Below are 17,740 nucleotides of genomic sequence, written 5' to 3'. Positions count from 1 at the left end.
CCCCGGATACCCGGTGAACAGCCGTCGCACCTGCCGGAACGGCCCATGCCACTTCTGAAGAATAGTTTCATGTCTGCAACTGATAGCGGTAACTATTGACTAACCGTACGGCCGAAGGCAGGGTGACCGCATCGGACAGTCGAAGGGAGCCGTACGTGTCACCCCGAATCCCCCTGCGCCGGTTGGCGCTGCTCACCGCGGTGGGTCTGGGGCTCGGCGCCGGCGTAACGCCGGTGGCCGCCCAGGCCGAATCACCACCCACCCGGCAGGCCGACTACCAGGCCGCCGCCCAGGAGTACGGCGTACCCGTGGACGTGCTGCTGGGCGTCTCCTATCTGGAGTCCCGCTGGGATGCCAACGCGGGCGCGCCCAGCACCTCGGGCGGCTACGGCCCGATGCACCTCACCGACGCGGCCTACGTGGCCGCGCTCGCCCCGGCCGCCGCTCCGGAGACCGCGGGTGACCCCGCGCCCGCCGAGGACGCCCGCGGCGACGACAGCCGCCCCAAAGCGGCCGGCCACCCCGTCGACGCCCCGGCTCCGGCCGAGGCGGCGCTGCACACCCTGCCGGCCGCGGCGGAGCTGACCGGCCTGTCCGCCGAGACGCTGCGTGCCGACCCGGTCGCGAACATCCTCGGCGGCGCCGCGCTGCTGGCCTCGTACCAGGAGGCGCTCGGCGCGCCGAAGGGCGCGGACACCGACCCGGCCGCCTGGTACGGCGCGGTCGCCCGCTACTCCGGCGCGGACAGCGAGCAGGCGGCGGCGGCGTTCGCCGACGAGGTGTACGCGACGCTGCGCGACGGCGTCGCCCGCACCACCGACGAGGGCCACGCGCTCACCCTGAGCGCCCGGTCGGTCACCCCGATCAAGGACTGGCTGATCCGGCTCGGCCTGCGCAAGCTGGCCCGCCCCGACGGCATCGAGTGCCCGATCGACATCTCGTGCGAGTCGCTGCCCGCCCCGTACGAGGCGTTCGGCGACGGCGACTACGGCAACCACGACCTGGGCAACCGGCCGCAGCAGCAGCGCATCGAGTACATCGTCATCCACGACACCGAGGCCAGCTGGGCGACGACCCTGAAGCTGGTCGCCGACCCGACGTACGTCAGCTGGCACTACTCGCTGCGCTCGGTCGACGGGCACGTCGCCCAGCACGTGAAGGCCAAGGACGTCGGCTGGCACGCGGGCAACTGGTACGTCAACGCCAAGTCCATCGGCCTGGAGCACGAGGGCTTCGCGGCGAACGGCGCCTGGTACACCGAGGCGCTCTACCGCACCTCGGCGAAGCTGGTGCGGCACCTGGCGCTGCGGCTGGGCATCCCGCTGGACCGCAAGCACATCATCGGCCACGACAACGTGCCCGGCACCATCACCTCCACGGTCGCCGGCATGCACTGGGACCCGGGCCCGTACTGGGACTGGTCGCACTACTTCGACCTGCTCAAGGCCCCGTTCCGCGGGCTGCCGGAGCCGCTGGCGGGCCACGCCGGGCTGGTCACCCTGAACCCGGACTACGCCACCAACAAGCCCGCGTTCACCGGGTGCACCGGTGCGGCGAGCAACCCGTGCCCGCTGCGGTCCAGCTCGTCGGTCATCCTGCGCACCGCGCCCGACCTGACCGCCCCGCTGGTCCGCGACCCGGGCCGGTGCGGCACGAAGGCGAGCACCATGGTGGTCAGCGACCACTGCGCCCGCGCCTCGGCGGGCCAGACGTACGCCGTGGCCGAGCGCTCCGGCGAGTGGACGGCGATCTGGTACCTCGGCCAGAAGGCCTGGTTCCGCAACGCCGACGCGGGACCGCTGTGGAACGTCGGGTTCGTCGTCGAGCCGAAGCCGGGCCTGGCGAGCATCCCGGTGTTCGGGCGGGCCTACCCGGAGGCGGCGGCCTACCCGGCCGGCGTGCCGGTGCAGGCGGTCAGCCCGCTGGCGCAGTACACGATCGCGGCTGGTCAGCGTTACGCGGCCGGGCCGGTGCTGGCCGGGGAGTACTACCGCGCCGCCACGTTCGACGGGTCGGGTCCCGGCGACCGCACCGTCATCCGGGGCGAGCAGCAGTACGTGCAGATCCAGTTCGGCCAGCGCATCGGGTACGTGCTGCGGGCCGACGTGGTGCTGAAGCCGGCCGTGTCCTTCTGACCGGTACCACGGAAGAAGGGCTCCCCGCGGTCGCGGGGAGCCCTTCTTCTTAAGCGTTGGGGGTCAGTAGGCCCGGCGGTAGCCGGCGACCGGCATGACGTCGATGTACTGCATCCGGACCACGTCACCGGTGTGCGGCGCATGCACCATCACCCGGCGGCCGCCGACCGTGCCGACGTACATGCCGACGTGGTGCAGGTCGCCGTAGAAGAAGACCAGGTCACCGACCTGAGGCGTGGACACCTTCGTCGTCTCGCCCCACTGGTCCTTGGTGTAGTGGGTGAGGCTGACGCCCGCCTTGCCGTACGCCCACTGGGTCAGGCCGGAGCAGTCGAAGCTGCTCGGGCCGGCGGCGCCCCACACGTACGGCTTGCTGATCTGCTTGCAGGCCCACGAGGCGGCGGTCTGGCCCTTGCCCGAGCCCATCTGCGCCGGGCAGGCCGCACCGATCTTCAGCGCGCCACCGGAGCCGCCCGAGCCGTAGGCCTTCGTCCGCAGCTTCTGCAGGTTGGCCATCTCCGCCTCGATGACCTTCTTCTTCTTGGCCATGTCCTCGTCCTTGACCTTCTGCTCGGCGATGGCCTTGTCGAGGGACTCCTTCTCGACGTCGAACTTGGCCTTCGCCTCCGCGGTCGCGGAGATCTGCTCCTGCTTACCGTGCGCGATCTGCTGGAGGATCATGAGCTGGTCCGCGAACTGCTTGGGCGAACCGCTGCCCAGCAGCGCGTTGACCTCGGTGCTGCGGCCGCCCTTGTAGTACTCCGAGGCGATGACGCCGACCCGGGTCCGGGTCACCTCGACGGTCACCCGCAGCGGCTGGAGCTTGGCGTCGAGCGTGGCCGCCTTCTTCTGCAGCTTCTTCAGCTCGCTGTGGACCTTGTTGTAGTCCTCGATCAGCGGCTCGAGCTTCTCCCACGTCTTGCTGATCTCGGCCTCGATCTCACTGATCGACGGCTCGGCGTGCGCGGGCAGCGCCGGCGCGACGCCGACGAGCATGGCTGCGACCAGCACAAGCGCTCGGGTGAGCGAGCGCGACGCGGTACGGAGGGGGGTCACCGGAGCTCCTTTTCCGCCGACCGCGACCGGTGAAGCAGGGGGTGAACCCGGGCGCGGTGTCCGGGGCGGGGTCGCGAGGGGTCACAACCCGGCGTACGCACCAGACGGTGACCAACCCTAGAAAAGAAGGTGAGCTGGTTTCAAGCCAGAACGGAGACAACTTCGCTGAGCTGCCCTGATGTCACTCAGCGTGCCCCACGATTCCCGGCCTGCGGAGCTGACGGCGGAGGCCCTGACCTGCGCGGGCGTCGCCGCGGTCACGCTCGGTCAGGACCGCGTCAGGCCGCCGGGGCCATGATGGCGTTGAGCACATCGTCCAGCGTCACCACACCCACCGGCAGCTGGCCCTCGCTCACCAGCACGATGTGCCGGCGCTCGCGGCGCATCGACAGCAGCAGCTCGGCCAGCGACCGGTCCGGCGGCACGATCGCCAGCGGCCGGATCAGGGTGCCCGGGATCGGCTCACGGCGGCTGGCGCCCTCCAGCCCCAGCACGTCCTTGATGTGCACGAAGCCCAGCACCCGCCGGGTCCCGCGGGCCACCACCGGGAACCGGGACCGGCCGGTGCGGGTGGCCAGCACCTCCAGCGTCGCCGGGGAGGTGTCGTCGGTGACGATGGTGACCGACGACCAAGGCCGCAGCGCGTCCCCGGCGGTGCGCTGGTGCAGCGCCAGCGCGCCCGCGATCCGGGCGTGCTGCTCCGGGTCCAGCAGACCCTCGGTGTGCGCCTGCTGGACGAGACCGGCCAGCTCCTCGGCCGTGAAGACGGTCTTGACCGCGTCCGCGGCCTCGACCCGCCACAGCCGCAGCACCTTGCGCGACGCCCACTTCATCGCCACCAGCAGCGGCTTGGTGGCGATGCAGAACGCCAGCATCGGCGGCCCCAGCCAGAGCACGCTGCCCTCGGGCCCGGCCAGCGTGATGTTCTTCGGCACCATCTCGCCGATCACGGTGTGCAGGAACACCACGATGAGCAGGGCGATCACGAACGCGATCGGGTGCCGCAGGTTCTCGGGCAGGCCGAGGGCATGGAACGCCGGCTCGATGAAATGGGCCAGCGCCGGCTCCGCGATCGCGCCCAGCGCCAGCGAGCACAGCGTGATGCCCAGCTGCGCGCCCGCGATCATCAACGGGATCTGGTTCATCGCCGACAGCGCCCAGGCCGCCGGGCGCGAGGTCTGCGCCTTCGGCTCGATGACGGTACGCCGGGAGGCGATCAGCGCGAACTCGGCGCCGACGAAGAACGCGTTGCCCAGCAGCAGCGCCGCGGTGATCAGCAGTTCAGTCATCGTCGTCGCCCGCCAGCCGGACCAGCCGCACCTGCTCCACCCGGTGCCGGTCCATCTCCACCACGGTGAACTCCCAGTCGTTGGCGACCAGGGCGTCGCCCACCACCGGGATCCGGCCCAGCTCCGCCATCAGGTATCCGGCCAGCGTCTCGTACGGCCCCTCGGGCAGCCGGAACCCGGTCTGCTCGTCCAGCTCGTCCTCGCGCAGCATGCCGTCGACCAGCCAGGTGCGCACACCGCCGGGGACGGTCACCTCGATCGAGCCCGACTCCTCCTCCTCGGCGGTGTCGTGCTCGTCGGCGATCTCGCCGACCAGCTCCTCGACCAGGTCCTCGATGGTGACCACACCGTCGGTGCCGCCGTACTCGTCGACGACGATGGCGAAGTCGGAGCGGCCCGCCCGCAGCGCGGCGACGACCTTGTCCAGGTCGAGCGAGCCCGGCACGAGCACGGGTTCGCGAGCCACCGCGGCGACCGTGGTCAGCGAGCGGCGGGCCGGGGGCACCGCGAGCGCGTCGTTGACCGAGACCACACCGGTGACGGTGTCCAGCGTCTGCTCGTACACCGGGAAGCGGCTGTGCCCGGTCTCCCGCGCGGCCTCGAACAGCTCCGCGACCGTGGCCGAGCCGGCCAGGCCCACCACGTCGATGCGGGGTGTCATCGCCTCGGCCGCGTGCTTGTCGCCGAAGCGCACCGTGCGCTGCAGCAGCAGGGCGGTGTCGGAGGGCAGCGCGCCGGCCTGCGCCGAGATGGCGGCCAGCAGGCCCAGCTCCTCGGGCGAGCGGGCGCTGGCCAGCTCCTCCTGCGGCTCGATGCCCATCCGGCGGACCAGCCAGTTGGCGGTGCCGTTCAGCGTGAAGATCAGCGGCTTGAACATGCGCGAGAAGACCCGCATCGGTCCCGCCGTACGCAGTGCCACCGGCATCGGTCGGGACAGCGCCGCGTTCTTCGGCACCAGCTCGCCGAAGAGCATGGAGAACAGGGTCGCGATGCCCAGCGAGATCACGTGGCTGAGCCCGGCGGACACGCCCAGCGGCTCGACGAGCGGCCGCAGCGCGGGCTCGGCCAGGTAACCGGTGAGCAGTGCGGTCAGCGTGATGCCCAGTTGCGCCCCGGAGAGCTGGAAGGACAGCTCCCGCAGGGCCCGGCGCACCGTGCGGGCCGGGCGCTCGCCCCGGTCGGCCCGGGTGTCGATCTCGGCCCGGTCGACCGTGACCAGCGCGAACTCGGCCGCCACGAAGAACGCGGTGCCGACCGTGAGCAGCACGAAGAACAAAATGGGCAGGATTGCCGACAACGCGTCGATGACGAGATCACCTCAGCGCCCGATTCTGCCAGAACCTCGCACCCCACCCACCCCCGCGGGCGCGCCGACCCCCGCACACCTGCCGCAACTCTTGAAGACTCGCGCCCTCAGCACGTGGCGGAGGGCGCGAGTCTTTAAGAGTTGCGGCCCAGGACCGGCCCAGGACCGGGCCGGGCGGGTGGGGGTCAGGCGGTGGGGGTCGGCTTGACGGAGCGGAGGAGGACTGAGGCGACGTCGATGACCTCGACCTCCTCCTGGCCCTTGGAGCGGACGCCGTCGGTGATCATCGTGGAGCAGAAGGGGCAGCCGACGGCGATCGTCTTCGCGCCGGTGGCCAGGGCCTCCTCGGTGCGCTCGACGTTGATCCGCTTGCCGATGCGCTCCTCCATCCACATGCGGGCGCCACCGGCGCCGCAGCAGAACGAGCGCTCCTCGCGGCGGCCCATCTCGATGATCCCGGTGCCGCCCCCGGCGGACGTGGTCGCGCCCGCGCCGATGGCCGCCCCGAGCACCTCGCGCGGCGGGGTGAAGACGCGGTTGTGGCGGCCCAGGAAGCACGGGTCGTGGTAGGTCAGCCCGCCGTCGATCGGCGCGACCGGGGTGAGCTTGCCGGTCTTGACCAGGTGTGCCAGCAGCTCGGTGTGGTGCACCACCTCGACGTCGAGACCCAGCTCCTGGTACTCGTTGCCGATGGTGTTGAAGCAGTGCGGGCAGGTCGCGACGATCTTCAGCGCGCCCGACTCCTTGATCGTCTCGACATTCTGCTGGGCGAGCATCTGGTAGACGAACTCGTTGCCGATGCGCCGGGCCGGGTCACCGGTGCAGGTCTCGTTGTTGCCGAGGATGGCGAAGTTGACTCCGGCCTCGTTGAGCAGCGTGGCGACGGCCCGGGTGGTCTTCTTGGCCTTGTCCTCGAACGCGCCGGCGCAGCCGACCCAGAACAGGTACTCGAACTCCTCGGTCTCGCCGACCCGCGGCACCGCGAAGTCCAGGCCCTTGGTCCAGTCCTCGCGGGTGTTGGGCGGCGCGCCCCACGGGTTGCCCTTGTTCTCCAGGTTGCGCAGCATCGCACCGGCCTCCGACGGGAAGCTCGACTCGATCATCACCTGGTAGCGGCGCATGTCGACGATGTGGTCGATGTGCTCGATGTCGACCGGGCACTGCTCCACGCAGGCGCCGCACATGGTGCAGGACCACAGCGCGTCCGGGTCGATGACGCCCAGCTCGGCCGCGCCGCCGACGAGCGGCCGCTCGGCCTCGGCCAGCGCGAGCACGTTGACGTTCGCCAGCTGCTCCGCGGTGCCCTTCTCGTCGCCGGACAGGTCCTTGCCGCCGCCGGCCAGCAGGTAGGGGGCCTTGGCGTAGGCGTGGTCGCGCAGCGACAGCACGACCAGCTTCGGCGACAGCGGCTTGCCGGTGTTCCAGGCCGGGCACTGCGACTGGCAGCGGCCGCACTCGGTGCAGGTGGAGAAGTCCAGCAGGCCCTTCCACCCGAAGTGCTCGACCTGGGAGACGCCGAAGGTGTCCTTCTCCGGGTCGGCCTCTTCGAGGTCGATCGGGGCGCCGTTGGAGGTCATCGGCTTGAGCGCGCCGAGCGCGGGGGCTCCGTCGGCGTTGCGCTTGTAGTAGATGTTGAAGAAGGCCAGGAAGCGGTGCCAGGCCACGCCCATGGTCACGTTCAGGCCGATGGTGATCGCCCAGGCCATCGAGACCAGGATCTTGATCAGCGCGGTGATCGTGATGGCGTTCGGCCAGGCGGGCAGGACGGCCCCGAGCGCGTGCGACAGCGGGGTGGCCCAGGCCGGGTGGTGGAACATGTCGTTGGCGACCTTGAAGCCGCGGATCAGGAAGCCCAGGATCAGCACCGCGAGGATGACGTACTCGACGAAGTAGGCCTGCCACATCGTCGAGCCGGCGAAGCGGGAGTTCGAGGTGCGGCTGGGCCGCTGGCGCAGCCGGATCGCGATCAGCACGATGATCGCCGGGATGCCGAGGATGCCGATCCACTCGGTCACGAAGGCGAAGACGTCCCAGCCGCCGAGGACCGGCAGCTCCCAGGCCGGGTTGACGACCTCGAAGTAGGCGCCGGCGACCAGCGTCGACAGCACTATGAAGCCGATCATCACGAACCAGTGGGCCGCGCCGACCACGGACCACTTGAACATCCGGGTGTGGCCGAAGGTCTCCCGGAACATGGTGGCGAGCCGGGTGCCCCGGTCGTTGGAGCGCGTGGGGTCGGGCTGGCCGAGCCTGATCACGGCGAGCATCTGCCGCACCGCCCGTACGACCAGCGCCACCGCGACCGCGGTCACGGCCACTGCGAGGACCGTACTTACGATCTGTACGCCGCCCATACCCACGCCTCCCTGCGTCGGAACAGCCTTTTGTATAAATCCCACCGCAGCCTACGCCCTAGTTACCGTTCAGTAATGTGAGGGTTCGCACAGGCTGTCCATCACCCTAGGCCAGCAGCAGGTCAGCGGGGCCGCGGACGGTCCCGGACAGCAACCGGGGTCACGGCCGCCGCGCGCATGGCGCAGGCGGCCGCGACCCCGGTTCGCGAGCTATCGTGGGCGGCTGCGGAAGCTCAGCGCCACTTGGAGAGAAGACCGAGCGCGCCGACCATGGCGCCGAAGCCGACAGCGAGGTTCCAGTACCCCCAGCCCGCCACCGGGTACAGCGTTTCGGACAGGTAGTACACCACCAGCCACGCGATGCCGAAGACGATCAGACTGACCGCGGTGATCGGCAGCCAGATCGGGCTCGGCTTCTTGTCCCCGGCGGTCGCCGAGGGCAGCACGTCGGTGGGCGGCGTGTAGATCTTCTTCTTGCGGACCTGCGACTTCGGCACGGTTGTCTCCTGGAGGGGCCCTGCCCACACCGGTCGATGACCTCGAGCATGGGCCTGAATAATGTTCGACGGATAGCGTAGTCAGATCGTCGCGTTTTGGCACGGAGGGGGAGTGGTGGAATACACATCCGGCACCTCGTCATGGCGTAAAGCCGTGCTCCGAGCCGGGCGCGCGTTCAATCGCCTGCCCGGTCGACGCCGCAGCGGGTGGACCCTCGGCGTGCCGCTGATCGCGGTCACTGCAGGCCTGCTGTTCACCGTGAGCGCGACCACCTCCCAGGGAACCACGCTACGCGAGGACAACAGCGTTCGGCTGGATCAAGTGGTAGGCAAAAAAGAGGCCGAGGTCGGCGCAGCCCTGCGGGACGTGAACCGGCTGCGCGCCGACGTCGACCGGCTGACCGGCGCGCAGGCCGGCGGCGACGGCCCGCTGGCGGAGGAGCGCGCCCGTGGCGAGAGCTACCTGGCCGACGCCGGGCTGACCGCGGTGCACGGGCCGGGCCTGACCGTACGCATGGACGACGCGCCGCCCGGCGGCAACGGCCTGTCCACCGGGGCCACCCAGGACGACCTGGTCGTGCACCAGCAGGACGTGCAGGCCGTGGTGAACGCCCTGTGGGCGGGCGGGGCCGAAGCCATGACGATCATGGGCGTCCGCGTCGTCACCACCACCGCCGTGCAGTGCGTGGGCAACACCCTGCTGCTCGAAGGACGGCGCTACTCCCCCGAGTTCGTGATCTCGGCGATCGGCGACCCGGTCAAGATGCAGGCGTCACTCGACGCGGCCCAGGGCGTGCGGGCGTTCCGTGACGCTGTACGCGCATACGGGCTGGGATATAGCGTCACCCGGGAGACCGACATCGTTGCTCCCGCGTACCAGGGATCGGTGCTGCTGCGCCATGCCTCGGTGCCGCGTTAGTAAGAGCCGGAGACACGGATGAGCAGGCATCGGGCACAAGAACCCGAGGACGACCAGACGACCACGTTCCCCCGCGTGGTCGAGGCCGCGCCCACGGCGGACGCCTCCATCACCAGCGTGCTGCCGATCGTCCCCGCGGACGCCACCACCGTGCTGCCGATCATCACCTCCGCCGGCGCGCCACCGGCACCTCGGCCCGCCGCGCCGCTGGACCAGGTCAGCCCGGCCGCGCCGCTGAGTCCGGCCGCGCCGACGAGCCCGGCCGCGCCCGTCAGTCCTTCCGCGCCCTCGAGCCCCGCTGCGGCCGACGAGACGACGCTGCTGCCCCTGATCACCGACCAGACCGCCCGACCGCCCGGGATCGCCCGGCCCGCGCCCGCCGTGGTGACCGGACGAGCGGTCGCCACCGACGAGACGGGCCTGCTGGGCGCGATTCCGCCCGCGCCGCCGCCCTCGCCCGAGGACGAGGTCAAACCGTCGCCCCGGCCCCGCTGGAGCGGCGAGCCGCCGCCGGTTCCGGTCAAGGCGATCCGGGCGGGCGAGAAGAACTACCGGAGCATCCACTCCGAGTACACCCGTACCACGGTGGGCTCGGTGGTCCGCACGACGCTGCGGGGCACCGGCGAGCTCATGATCACGTTCGGCCTGATCATCCTGCTGTTCGCCGGGTACGAGGTGTGGGGCAAGACGGCCATCGTCGACGCCCACCAGAGCGAGCTGGAGCAGGCGCTCAACTGGGACGAGCCGACCGTCGGCCCGACCCCGACGGCGTCGGCGGCCCCACCGCTCGCGCCGCTGCCCGGCAACGCCGTGGCCAAGCTCTACCTGCCCTCGCTGAAGAAGCACTGGGTGGTGGTGCAGGGCGTCACCCAGCGCGACATCCGGTACGCCCCGGGCCACTACCCCAACAGCGCGATGCCGGGCCAGAAGGGCAACTTCTCGGTCGCCGGCCACCGCAACCGGGCCACCTTCTGGGACCTCGACAAGCTGCACGCCGGCGACAAGATCGTCGTGGAGACGAAGTCCGCCTTCTACGTCTACGAGGTGGTCAAGCAGCGCATCGTGCTGCCGACCGCGGTGGAGGTGGTGCGCGCGGTGCCGCCGACCATGGAGGCGGGCAAGCTGATCACGCTGACCACCTGCAACCCGAAGTTCGACAACTACCAGCGGCTGATCATCCACGGCAAGCTCGTCGACGAGCAGCCGCGCTCCGAGGGACGCCCGGTCGAGCTGGCGGGGATGGCCTGATGTACGCGTGGATCTGGCGCAAACTGCCCTTCGGCCTCGGCGGCAAGCTGGCCGGCTCGCTGGTGCTGCTCGGCGTCGTCGGGGCGCTGCTGTGGTATGTGATCTTCCCCTGGGCCGAGCCCCTGCTGCCCTTCGACGACGTCCAGGTCGGCGACCCCGACAGCGGGTACACGCAGCTGGACGAGACGATCCCGGACCCGTCGGGCACGCCGTCCGGCGATTCGGGCGACGGCCACGACATCCCCTACGACACCGGCGAGACCCCGGCGCCGTCGACCAGCGCCAGGTGAGGCCCATGCGTGTACTGGTGATCGACAACTACGACTCGTTCGTCTACAACCTGGTGCAGTACCTCGGCCAGCTCGGGGTCGACTGCGAGGTCCGGCGCAACGACCAGATCAGCGTCGCCGACGTCGGGCGGGTCGGCGCGGGCGGCGTGCTGCTCTCTCCCGGGCCGGGCGCGCCCGAGTCGGCCGGCATCTGCCTCGACGTCATCGCCGCGTACGCCGGGAAGATCCCGCTGTTCGGGGTGTGCCTGGGGCACCAGGCGATCGGCCAGGCGTTCGGCGGCACGGTGACCCGCGCCCCGGAACTGCTGCACGGCAAGACCTCGCAGGTCACGCACACCGGCGTGGGCGTGCTGGCGGGGCTCCCGGACCCGTTCACGGCCACCCGGTACCACTCGCTGGCCGTGCTGGAGGAGACCTTGCCCGCCGAGATCGAGGTCACCGGGCGGACGGAGTCGGGCGTGGTGATGGCGATGCGGCACCGCACGCTGCCGATCGAGGGCGTGCAGTTCCACCCGGAGTCGGTGCTCACCCAGGGCGGCCACCTGATGCTGGCGAACTGGCTGGCCTCCTGCGGCCACCCGCAGGCCCTGGACCGCGCGCCCGAGCTCGCCGAAGAGGTCGAGCAGCGCCGCCTGGCCGCCTTCCCCGCCTAGCCGCCCCGCCGAGCCGGCCCGGAACGACGACGGCGCCCGTCCCCGCGAGGGACGGGCGCCGTTCACAGCTGTGGTCAGCCCGGCGACGCCGAAGGGCTCGGCGAGGTCGGCGGCGGCTCCTCGGCCTTGAAGACGACGATGGTGATGGTCGAGCCCAGCGCCTTCATCGTGCCCGCCGGCGGATCCTGGAACTGCACCGTGCCGACCTTGTCGGGATCGCCGGTCGGCGGCCCCTGCTTCACGTCGTACTTGAAGCCGGCCCCCTCCAGGATCGCGATGGCCTGCGCCTCGGTCTTACCGGTGACCGGCGGCACCGCCTTGCGGTTGCCCTTCGACACGAAGACCTGAACGGTCCCACCCTCGGTGACCTTCTCGCCGGCGGCCGGGTTCGTCTCCAGCACCTCACCGGCGGGCCGGTCGCTGTCGCGCTCCTTGAACTCCCCGACGAGCTTGCGGCCGGACAGCAGGCTCTCCGCGTTGGCACGGGTCGACCCGACCATCGGCGGCACCTCGACCAGCGGCTTGCCGCCGCAGATCTGGAAGCCGACCTCGGACTTCTCCCGGACCTCGCTGCCCTTCGCCGGGTTCTGTTTGGCGACGGTGTTCTCCTGGCAGTCCGACTGCAGCAGCGGGTCGTCGAGGCGCGCCTTGAGGCCGGCGGCCGTCAGGGTTTCCCGCGCCTGGGCCTCGGTCAGGCCGAACAGGTCCGGGACCGGGACGTCCTTGGGCTGGCTGGCGATGATCAGGCCGGCGGTCAGCGCGACCACGGCCAGCACGCCCAGGGCGGTCAATGTCGCGATGACCCAGCCGGAGGCGCGGCGGCGGCGGGCGTCGCCGACCCGGGCCGGGGCGTTGCTGCGGTTGCCGCCGGTCCGCGCGGGGGCGGTCATCGGGATCGTCTGCTCCTCGCGGAGCACCGGCGTCGCCAGGACCGGGCGGCCCGCGGCGGCGCGCAGCAGGTCGGCACGCATCTCACCGGCCGACTGGTAGCGGTTGGCCGGGTTCTTGGACAGCGCCTTGAGCACGACCGCGTCGATGTCGGGGGTGACGTCCCGGTTCGACTCGCTCGGGGCCGGGGGCTCCTCCCGTACGTGCTGGTAGGCCACCGCGACCGGGGAGTCGCCGACGAACGGCGGGTGCCCGCAGAGCAGCTCGAACAGCACACAACCGGCGGCGTACACATCGGAACGGGCGTCCACTGCCTCGCCGCGGGCCTGCTCCGGGGAGAGGTACTGCGCGGTGCCGATGACGGCGGAGGTCTGCGTCATGGTGGTCGCGCCGGACGCGAGCGCCCGCGCGATGCCGAAGTCCATGACCTTGACCTGGGCGTTCGGCGTGAACATGACGTTGCCGGGCTTGATGTCGCGGTGGATGATGCCGTGCCGGTGGCTGAACTCCAGCGCGGCGCAGATGTCCGCGGTGATCTCCATGGCGCGCCGGGGCATCAGTCGCCCCTCGGCGGCCAGCACCTCCTTGAGGGTGCGGCCGGCCACGAACTCCATCACGATGTAGGGCAGGACCTCGCCGGTGGGCCCGCGCTCCTCGCCGGTGTCGTAGACCGCGACGATGGCCGGGTGGTTCAGGGCCGCCGCGTTCTGCGCCTCGCGGCGGAACCGCATCTGGAACGTCGCATCCCGTGCCAGGTCCGTGCGCAGCAACTTGATCGCGACGTCGCGCCCGAGGCGCAGGTCGCGTCCGCGGTGCACCTCGGCCATGCCGCCGTAGCCGAGCAACTCGCCGACTTGATACCTGCCACCCAGCAGGCGGGCCTGCGCGTTCATCGCGTACGTCGTCCTTCGGTCATTGGGTCCATGCTCACGTGGTCCGCCCCGTTCAGCCATCCGCGGGCCGAAAGTGTGACAAGTTCGGAATGTACGGCGCTGCCCCCGAGGGCGTTGCCCTTCTTCTTCTCGTTCTCTCGGACCAGGTAGCCGATGTAGCCGGCGCACGCGAGCACTGCCAGCATCCCGAGGACCACCAGGATCACGGTCAGGGCGGTCCGCCCGCCGCTGCCGGCGGGTGTGGGAGCCTGCGGCCCGTACGGTACCCCGTGGACGGGGGTCAGTGAGGCAGGCGCAGCCGGGACAGGCGCAGATCCTCGCTGGTAGCCCCCGTTGGGGCGAACCGGAACGGGGGTGGCCGGGCTCAGCGGGCGCGACGGGCCCGGCGAGACCGGGCTGGCCGAGACCGGGTTCGGCGACACCGGCTGCACGGGCAGCGTCGGTCCGGTGCCGTGGGTCAATGCCCCAGCGGCCTGGCGGGCGGCGTTGGCGAACGAGGCCGCCGTCGGCCACCGGTTGCCGGGCTCCTTGGACATGGCCCGCTCGACGATCTGGCGGACCACCGGCGGGATGTCGTTCGGCATCGCCTTGGGGGTGCCGGTGACGTGCTTCATCGCGATCTCGAGCGGGGTGTCCCCGTCGTAGGGCCGGTGGCCGGTGAGGCACTGGTAGGCCACCACGCCCAGCGAGTACACGTCGGACGCGGCCGAGGCGCCGACGCCGGAGGCCTGCTCCGGGGCGAGGTAGGAGGCGGTGCCCATGACGGCGCCGGTGGCCGTCAGCTGGCTGGCCGCCGCCGACCGGGCGATGCCGAAGTCGGTCAGCACCAGCGTGCCGTTGGGGCGCACCAGCAGGTTGCCCGGCTTCACGTCGCGGTGCACGATGCCCTTGTCATGGGCGGCCTGCAGCGCGTCGGCGGCCTGCGCGATCAGCAGCATGGTGCGGGCCGGGGTGAGCCGGCCGACCTTGTTGAGCGTCCGGTTGAGCGGGTCGCCCTCGATCAGCTCCATGATCAGGTACGCCAGGTGCTGGTCGTTGCCGAAGTCGTAGATACGCACGACGCCCGGGTGGTTGATGCCGGCCATCGTCTTGGCCTCGGCGTGGAAGCGCTTGACGAAGCCGGGCTCCTCCAGCAGCGCCGAGAGCATGATCTTGATGGCGACGGTGCGGTCGAGCACGTCGTCGGTGCCCTTCCAGACGTCGCCCATGCCGCCGGAGGCGATCCGCGAGTCGATGCGGTAGCGGCCGTTCAGCACGGTGCCAGGGGAGACCATCACTTGCCACCCTTGTCCTCGATCACGCCTTTCATGACCAGCCCCGCGATCCGGGCCGCTTCCCCGCTACCACCCTTGCCGGCATCATCCAGGATCACTGCGACAGCGGCGACCGGTCGGCCGTCCTTCATCGCGAACCCGATGAACCAGCCGTCGGAGCCCGCGTTGGCCTCCTCGTCGGCGGTGCCGGTGCCGGTCTTGCCACCGACCTGGTACCCGTCGATCTGCGCCTTCTTGCCGGTGCCGTTCTCGACGACGCTGAACATCATCTCGCGCAGCTGGGCCGCCTCGCCCGTGGTGCAGCTGCGGCGCAGCTCCTTCGGGGCCGCGGAGTACAGGCCGGTGGTGAGGTCCGGCCCGACCAGCCGCTCGATCAGGTACGGCCGCATCTGCGAGCAGCCGTTGGCGATCGCCGCGGCGACCATCGCGTTCTGCAGCGGGGTCACCCGGACCTCGTTGAGGCCGATCGACGAGATCGCGATGTTCGGCTTGTCGTCGCCGCCCGAGCTGGTGGTCAGCGGGCCGAGCACGCTCTCCTCGACGCGCAGGCCGCGGTCGGTCGCGGACAGGTTGCCCACCCGCAGGCTGTTGTCGTAGAAGCCGAACGCCCGCGCGGTGTCGTTGAGCCGCTGCGAGCCGAGCTCGACGCCGAGGCGGGCGAACGCCGTGTTGCAGGAGACGGTCAGCGCCTCCTTCAGCGTGAGCTGCTCCTCGGGACAGGTCGACGAGGTCGCGTTGCGGATGATGTGCGACGTGCCCGGCGCCTGGTAGCCCGGACCGGCCTGCAGTGGCGTGTCCGGGTTCCGGTTGGCGGACAGCGCCGCGGCCGAGACCAGCACCTTGAACGTCGACGCCGGCGGGTAGGTCTCCTGCAGCGCCCGGTTCAGCAGCGGGTTGCCGGCCTGGCCTTCCAGCTTCTTGTACGCGTCACTCGCCTTGCCGTCGTGGGCGACCAGCGGGTTCGGGTCGAAGCTGGGGAAGGACGCCATGGCGAGGATCGCGCCGGTGTTCGGGTCCAGCGCGACCACCGCGCCCGACTTCGCGCCGAGCTTGTTCTTGGCCAGCTGGTCGTACGCCGTGTCCTGCGCGGTCTTGGACAGCGTCAGCGTCACGTTGCCGCCGGCGGTGTGCGAGCCGGTGAAGATGTCGCGCAGCCGGTCGGCGAAGAGCTTGTCGGAGGTGCCGGAGAGGATGTCGTTCTCCAGCTGCTCCACGCCGGTTGCCGTGCCGTTGACCGGCTTGTAGCCGATCACGTGCGCGTAGGCCGCGCCACCGGGGTAGCTGCGCAGGTACTTCAGGTTGTTCTTGGTGGCCGTGGAGAGCGCGATCGGCTTGCTGCCGGGGTTGCTGACCATGATGTAGCCGCGCTGGCGGTCGTACTCGTCGATCTGCACGCGCCCGTTGTAGGGGCTGGTCCGGTAGTCGTTGCCCTTGTACGCCTGGACCCAGTTCAGGTTGGCGAAGAGCAGACCGAACAGCACCATCACGACCACGCCGACTCGTCGCAGAGGGGCGTTCACCGGCGTACACCTCCCGTCGATGCGGGCGTGCGCGCCGCGTCTGAGATCCGCAGCAGCAGCGCCACCAGCAGCCAGTTGGCCACCAGGGACGAGCCGCCCGCGGACAGGAACGGCGTGGTCTGACCCGTCAGCGGGATCAGCTTGCTCACCCCACCGATGATCACGAACACCTGCAGCGCCAGCGTGAACGCCAGACCGCCGGCCAGCAGCTTGCCGAACGAGTCGCGAACGGCCAGCGCGGCGCGCAGGCCGCGGGAGACGACGAGCAGGTACAGCGCCAGCATCGCGGCGAGGCCGAACAGGCCGACCTCCTCGCCCATACCGGCGAAGATGAAGTCGTTGCGCACCTCGGGCACCAGCAGCGGGTTGCCCGCGCCGGGCCCGGTGCCGAACATGCCACCGGTGCCCAGGCCCATCAGCGACTGCACGAGCTGGTAGCCGCGGTCGTACGGCTCGGCGAACGGGTCCAGCCAGATCTCGACCCGCTGGCCGAAGTTGGTGAACGGGCCGCCCACCACGCCGGCCAGCACGTACGCCAGCACGGCCCCGCCGAAGAACAGCACCAGACCGATGATCAGCCAGCTGACCCGCTCGGTGGCGATGTAGAGCGTCACCACGAACATGCCGAAGTACAGCAGCGAGGTGCCCAGGTCCTTCTCGAAGATGAGGACCAGGAGGCTCATCGCCCAGACCACGATGACCGGGCCCAGGTCGCGCCCGCGCGGGAAGTCGATGCCGAGGAAACGGCGGCTGGCCAGCGCCAGCACCTCGCGCTTGCGGACCAGGTAGTACGCGAAGAAGGCCAGCAGCATCAGCTTGGCGAACTCACCGGGCTGAATGGCGAAGAAGCTGCCGAACCGGATCCACAGCTTGGCGCCGTTGACCTCGGAGACGCTGCCCGGCAGCACCGCGGGCAGCATGACCAGGACGATGCCGGCCAGGCCGAGCGTCCAGGCGAACTTGGAGACCTCGCGGTGGTCACGGACGAACCACAGCAGCACCATCGCCCCGGTCACCGCGATCAGCGTCCAGAGCAGCTGCTTGCCGCCGTCGCCCGCGAAGATCGCGAGCTCGGGCCGGTCGTCGATCTTCGCGCGGCCCAGGTCGAGCCGGCGCAGGAACGCCACGCCGAGACCGTTGAGCAGGGCCACTGTCGGCACCAGCACCGGGTCGGCGAACGGCGCACGCAGCCTGATGACCACGTGCAGCGCCAGGAACACGGCGGTCAGCACACCTGCCGGGTACCAGAAGTCCATCGTGACCGTGTCGAGCATGTTCGCCTCGACCGCCGCCAGGTAACCGGCGACCATGGCCATGGCCAGCAGGAGCAGCCACAGCTCGGTGCGGCGCACCCTGCGGGCCGCCGGATCCAGGCGCAGCAGCGACGGCTTGGCCGCCACAGGCGTCTCGGGGACGAC

Annotated in this window: 14 protein-coding genes; 5 read left to right on the top strand and 9 right to left on the bottom strand. The window is 70.7% G+C overall.

From position 1 onward, the window contains the following. The first annotated feature begins 155 nt into the window (after window positions 1-155). A complete protein-coding gene (locus F6W97_RS07215; protein WP_155369321.1) occupies window positions 156-2,135 on the top strand; it encodes an N-acetylmuramoyl-L-alanine amidase in 1,980 nt (659 codons plus the stop codon). Between the two features lie 63 nt (window positions 2,136-2,198). On the opposite strand, the gene F6W97_RS07210 is transcribed toward F6W97_RS07215, so the two are convergent. The 5 genes from F6W97_RS07210 to F6W97_RS07190 all read right to left on the bottom strand — a co-directional run bounded on the left by F6W97_RS07210 (window position 2,199) and on the right by F6W97_RS07190 (window position 8,637). Next, window positions 2,199-3,191: a C40 family peptidase gene (locus F6W97_RS07210; RefSeq protein WP_155369320.1), complete on the bottom strand. Its 993-nt coding sequence runs from the start codon at window positions 3,189-3,191 to the stop codon at window positions 2,199-2,201. Between the two features lie 278 nt (window positions 3,192-3,469). Further along, a complete protein-coding gene (locus F6W97_RS07205) occupies window positions 3,470-4,480 on the bottom strand; it encodes a hemolysin family protein (RefSeq protein WP_155369319.1) in 1,011 nt (336 codons plus the stop codon). Continuing rightward, the gene (locus F6W97_RS07200) at window positions 4,473-5,765 is read right to left on the bottom strand and encodes a hemolysin family protein (RefSeq protein WP_155369578.1); all 1,293 of its coding nucleotides are present in this window, start codon (window positions 5,763-5,765) and stop codon (window positions 4,473-4,475) included. The genes F6W97_RS07205 and F6W97_RS07200 overlap by 8 nt, the downstream gene beginning before the upstream one ends. Window positions 5,766-5,971: 206 nt before the next feature. Then, complete coding sequence (locus F6W97_RS07195; RefSeq protein WP_155369318.1) at window positions 5,972-8,140, bottom strand: (Fe-S)-binding protein; 2,169 nt, start codon at window positions 8,138-8,140, stop codon at window positions 5,972-5,974. 233 nt (window positions 8,141-8,373) lie between these two features. Beyond that, window positions 8,374-8,637, bottom strand: a complete 264-nt coding sequence (locus F6W97_RS07190) for a cell division protein CrgA (protein WP_155369317.1) — start codon at window positions 8,635-8,637, stop codon at window positions 8,374-8,376. Window positions 8,638-8,752: 115 nt separating this feature from the next. Between F6W97_RS07190 and F6W97_RS07185 the strand changes: the two genes are divergently transcribed. From F6W97_RS07185 to F6W97_RS07170, 4 genes are read left to right on the top strand one after another with little or no spacing between them, the layout of a single operon-like run. Then, the gene (locus F6W97_RS07185) at window positions 8,753-9,556 is read left to right on the top strand and encodes a DUF881 domain-containing protein (protein WP_155369316.1); all 804 of its coding nucleotides are present in this window, start codon (window positions 8,753-8,755) and stop codon (window positions 9,554-9,556) included. An 18-nt stretch (window positions 9,557-9,574) separates the two neighbouring features. Further along, on the top strand, window positions 9,575-10,804 hold the full coding sequence (locus F6W97_RS07180; RefSeq protein ID WP_230686467.1) for a class E sortase: 1,230 nt from the start codon (window positions 9,575-9,577) through the stop codon (window positions 10,802-10,804). Next, window positions 10,804-11,094, top strand: coding sequence for a hypothetical protein (locus F6W97_RS07175; RefSeq protein ID WP_155369315.1), 291 nt, complete (start codon window positions 10,804-10,806; stop codon window positions 11,092-11,094). The genes F6W97_RS07180 and F6W97_RS07175 overlap by 1 nt, the downstream gene beginning before the upstream one ends. 5 nt (window positions 11,095-11,099) lie before the next feature. After that, window positions 11,100-11,747 (top strand): aminodeoxychorismate/anthranilate synthase component II, encoded by a 648-nt coding sequence (locus tag F6W97_RS07170; RefSeq protein ID WP_155369314.1) that lies wholly within the window; start codon window positions 11,100-11,102, stop codon window positions 11,745-11,747. 74 nt (window positions 11,748-11,821) lie between these two features. Here F6W97_RS07170 and pknB read toward each other — a convergent pair whose 3' ends face one another. From pknB to F6W97_RS07150, 4 genes are read right to left on the bottom strand one after another with little or no spacing between them, the layout of a single operon-like run. Further along, window positions 11,822-13,528: a Stk1 family PASTA domain-containing Ser/Thr kinase gene (pknB, locus tag F6W97_RS07165; RefSeq protein ID WP_155369313.1), complete on the bottom strand. Its 1,707-nt coding sequence runs from the start codon at window positions 13,526-13,528 to the stop codon at window positions 11,822-11,824. Beyond that, a complete protein-coding gene (locus tag F6W97_RS07160; RefSeq protein WP_155369312.1) occupies window positions 13,525-14,802 on the bottom strand; it encodes a serine/threonine-protein kinase in 1,278 nt (425 codons plus the stop codon). Before F6W97_RS07160 ends, pknB begins: the two co-directional genes overlap by 4 nt. Continuing rightward, window positions 14,802-16,322 carry a peptidoglycan D,D-transpeptidase FtsI family protein gene (locus tag F6W97_RS07155; protein WP_155369311.1) on the bottom strand — a complete coding sequence of 507 codons (1,521 nt, stop codon included), beginning with the start codon at window positions 16,320-16,322 and terminating at the stop codon, window positions 14,802-14,804. The genes F6W97_RS07160 and F6W97_RS07155 overlap by 1 nt, the downstream gene beginning before the upstream one ends. After that, the gene (locus F6W97_RS07150; RefSeq protein ID WP_155369576.1) at window positions 16,319-17,638 is read right to left on the bottom strand and encodes an FtsW/RodA/SpoVE family cell cycle protein; all 1,320 of its coding nucleotides are present in this window, start codon (window positions 17,636-17,638) and stop codon (window positions 16,319-16,321) included. Before F6W97_RS07150 ends, F6W97_RS07155 begins: the two co-directional genes overlap by 4 nt. Window positions 17,639-17,740 lie beyond the last annotated feature (102 nt).

Source organism: Catellatospora vulcania (genome assembly GCF_009720385.1).
Lineage (GTDB): Bacteria > Actinomycetota > Actinomycetes > Mycobacteriales > Micromonosporaceae > Catellatospora > Catellatospora vulcania.
Note: the sequence above shows the minus strand (reverse complement) of the source record. Positions and strands in the feature narration are given on the sequence as shown.

What these genes read in the sequence shown, in the direction of transcription:
- F6W97_RS07205 (WP_155369319.1), bottom strand. Translation starts at nt 4,480, where the DNA reads ATGACTGAACTGCTGATCACCGCGGCGCTGCTGCTGGGCAACGCGTTC.
- F6W97_RS07195 (WP_155369318.1), bottom strand. Translation starts at nt 8,140, where the DNA reads ATGGGCGGCGTACAGATCGTAAGTACGGTCCTCGCAGTGGCCGTGACC.
- F6W97_RS07180 (WP_230686467.1), top strand. Translation starts at nt 9,575, where the DNA reads ATGAGCAGGCATCGGGCACAAGAACCCGAGGACGACCAGACGACCACG.
- F6W97_RS07175 (WP_155369315.1), top strand. Translation starts at nt 10,804, where the DNA reads ATGTACGCGTGGATCTGGCGCAAACTGCCCTTCGGCCTCGGCGGCAAG.
- F6W97_RS07170 (WP_155369314.1), top strand. Translation starts at nt 11,100, where the DNA reads ATGCGTGTACTGGTGATCGACAACTACGACTCGTTCGTCTACAACCTG.
- pknB (WP_155369313.1), bottom strand. Translation starts at nt 13,528, where the DNA reads ATGAACGCGCAGGCCCGCCTGCTGGGTGGCAGGTATCAAGTCGGCGAG.
- F6W97_RS07160 (WP_155369312.1), bottom strand. Translation starts at nt 14,802, where the DNA reads ATGGTCTCCCCTGGCACCGTGCTGAACGGCCGCTACCGCATCGACTCG.
- F6W97_RS07150 (WP_155369576.1), bottom strand. Translation starts at nt 17,638, where the DNA reads ATGGCCATGGTCGCCGGTTACCTGGCGGCGGTCGAGGCGAACATGCTC.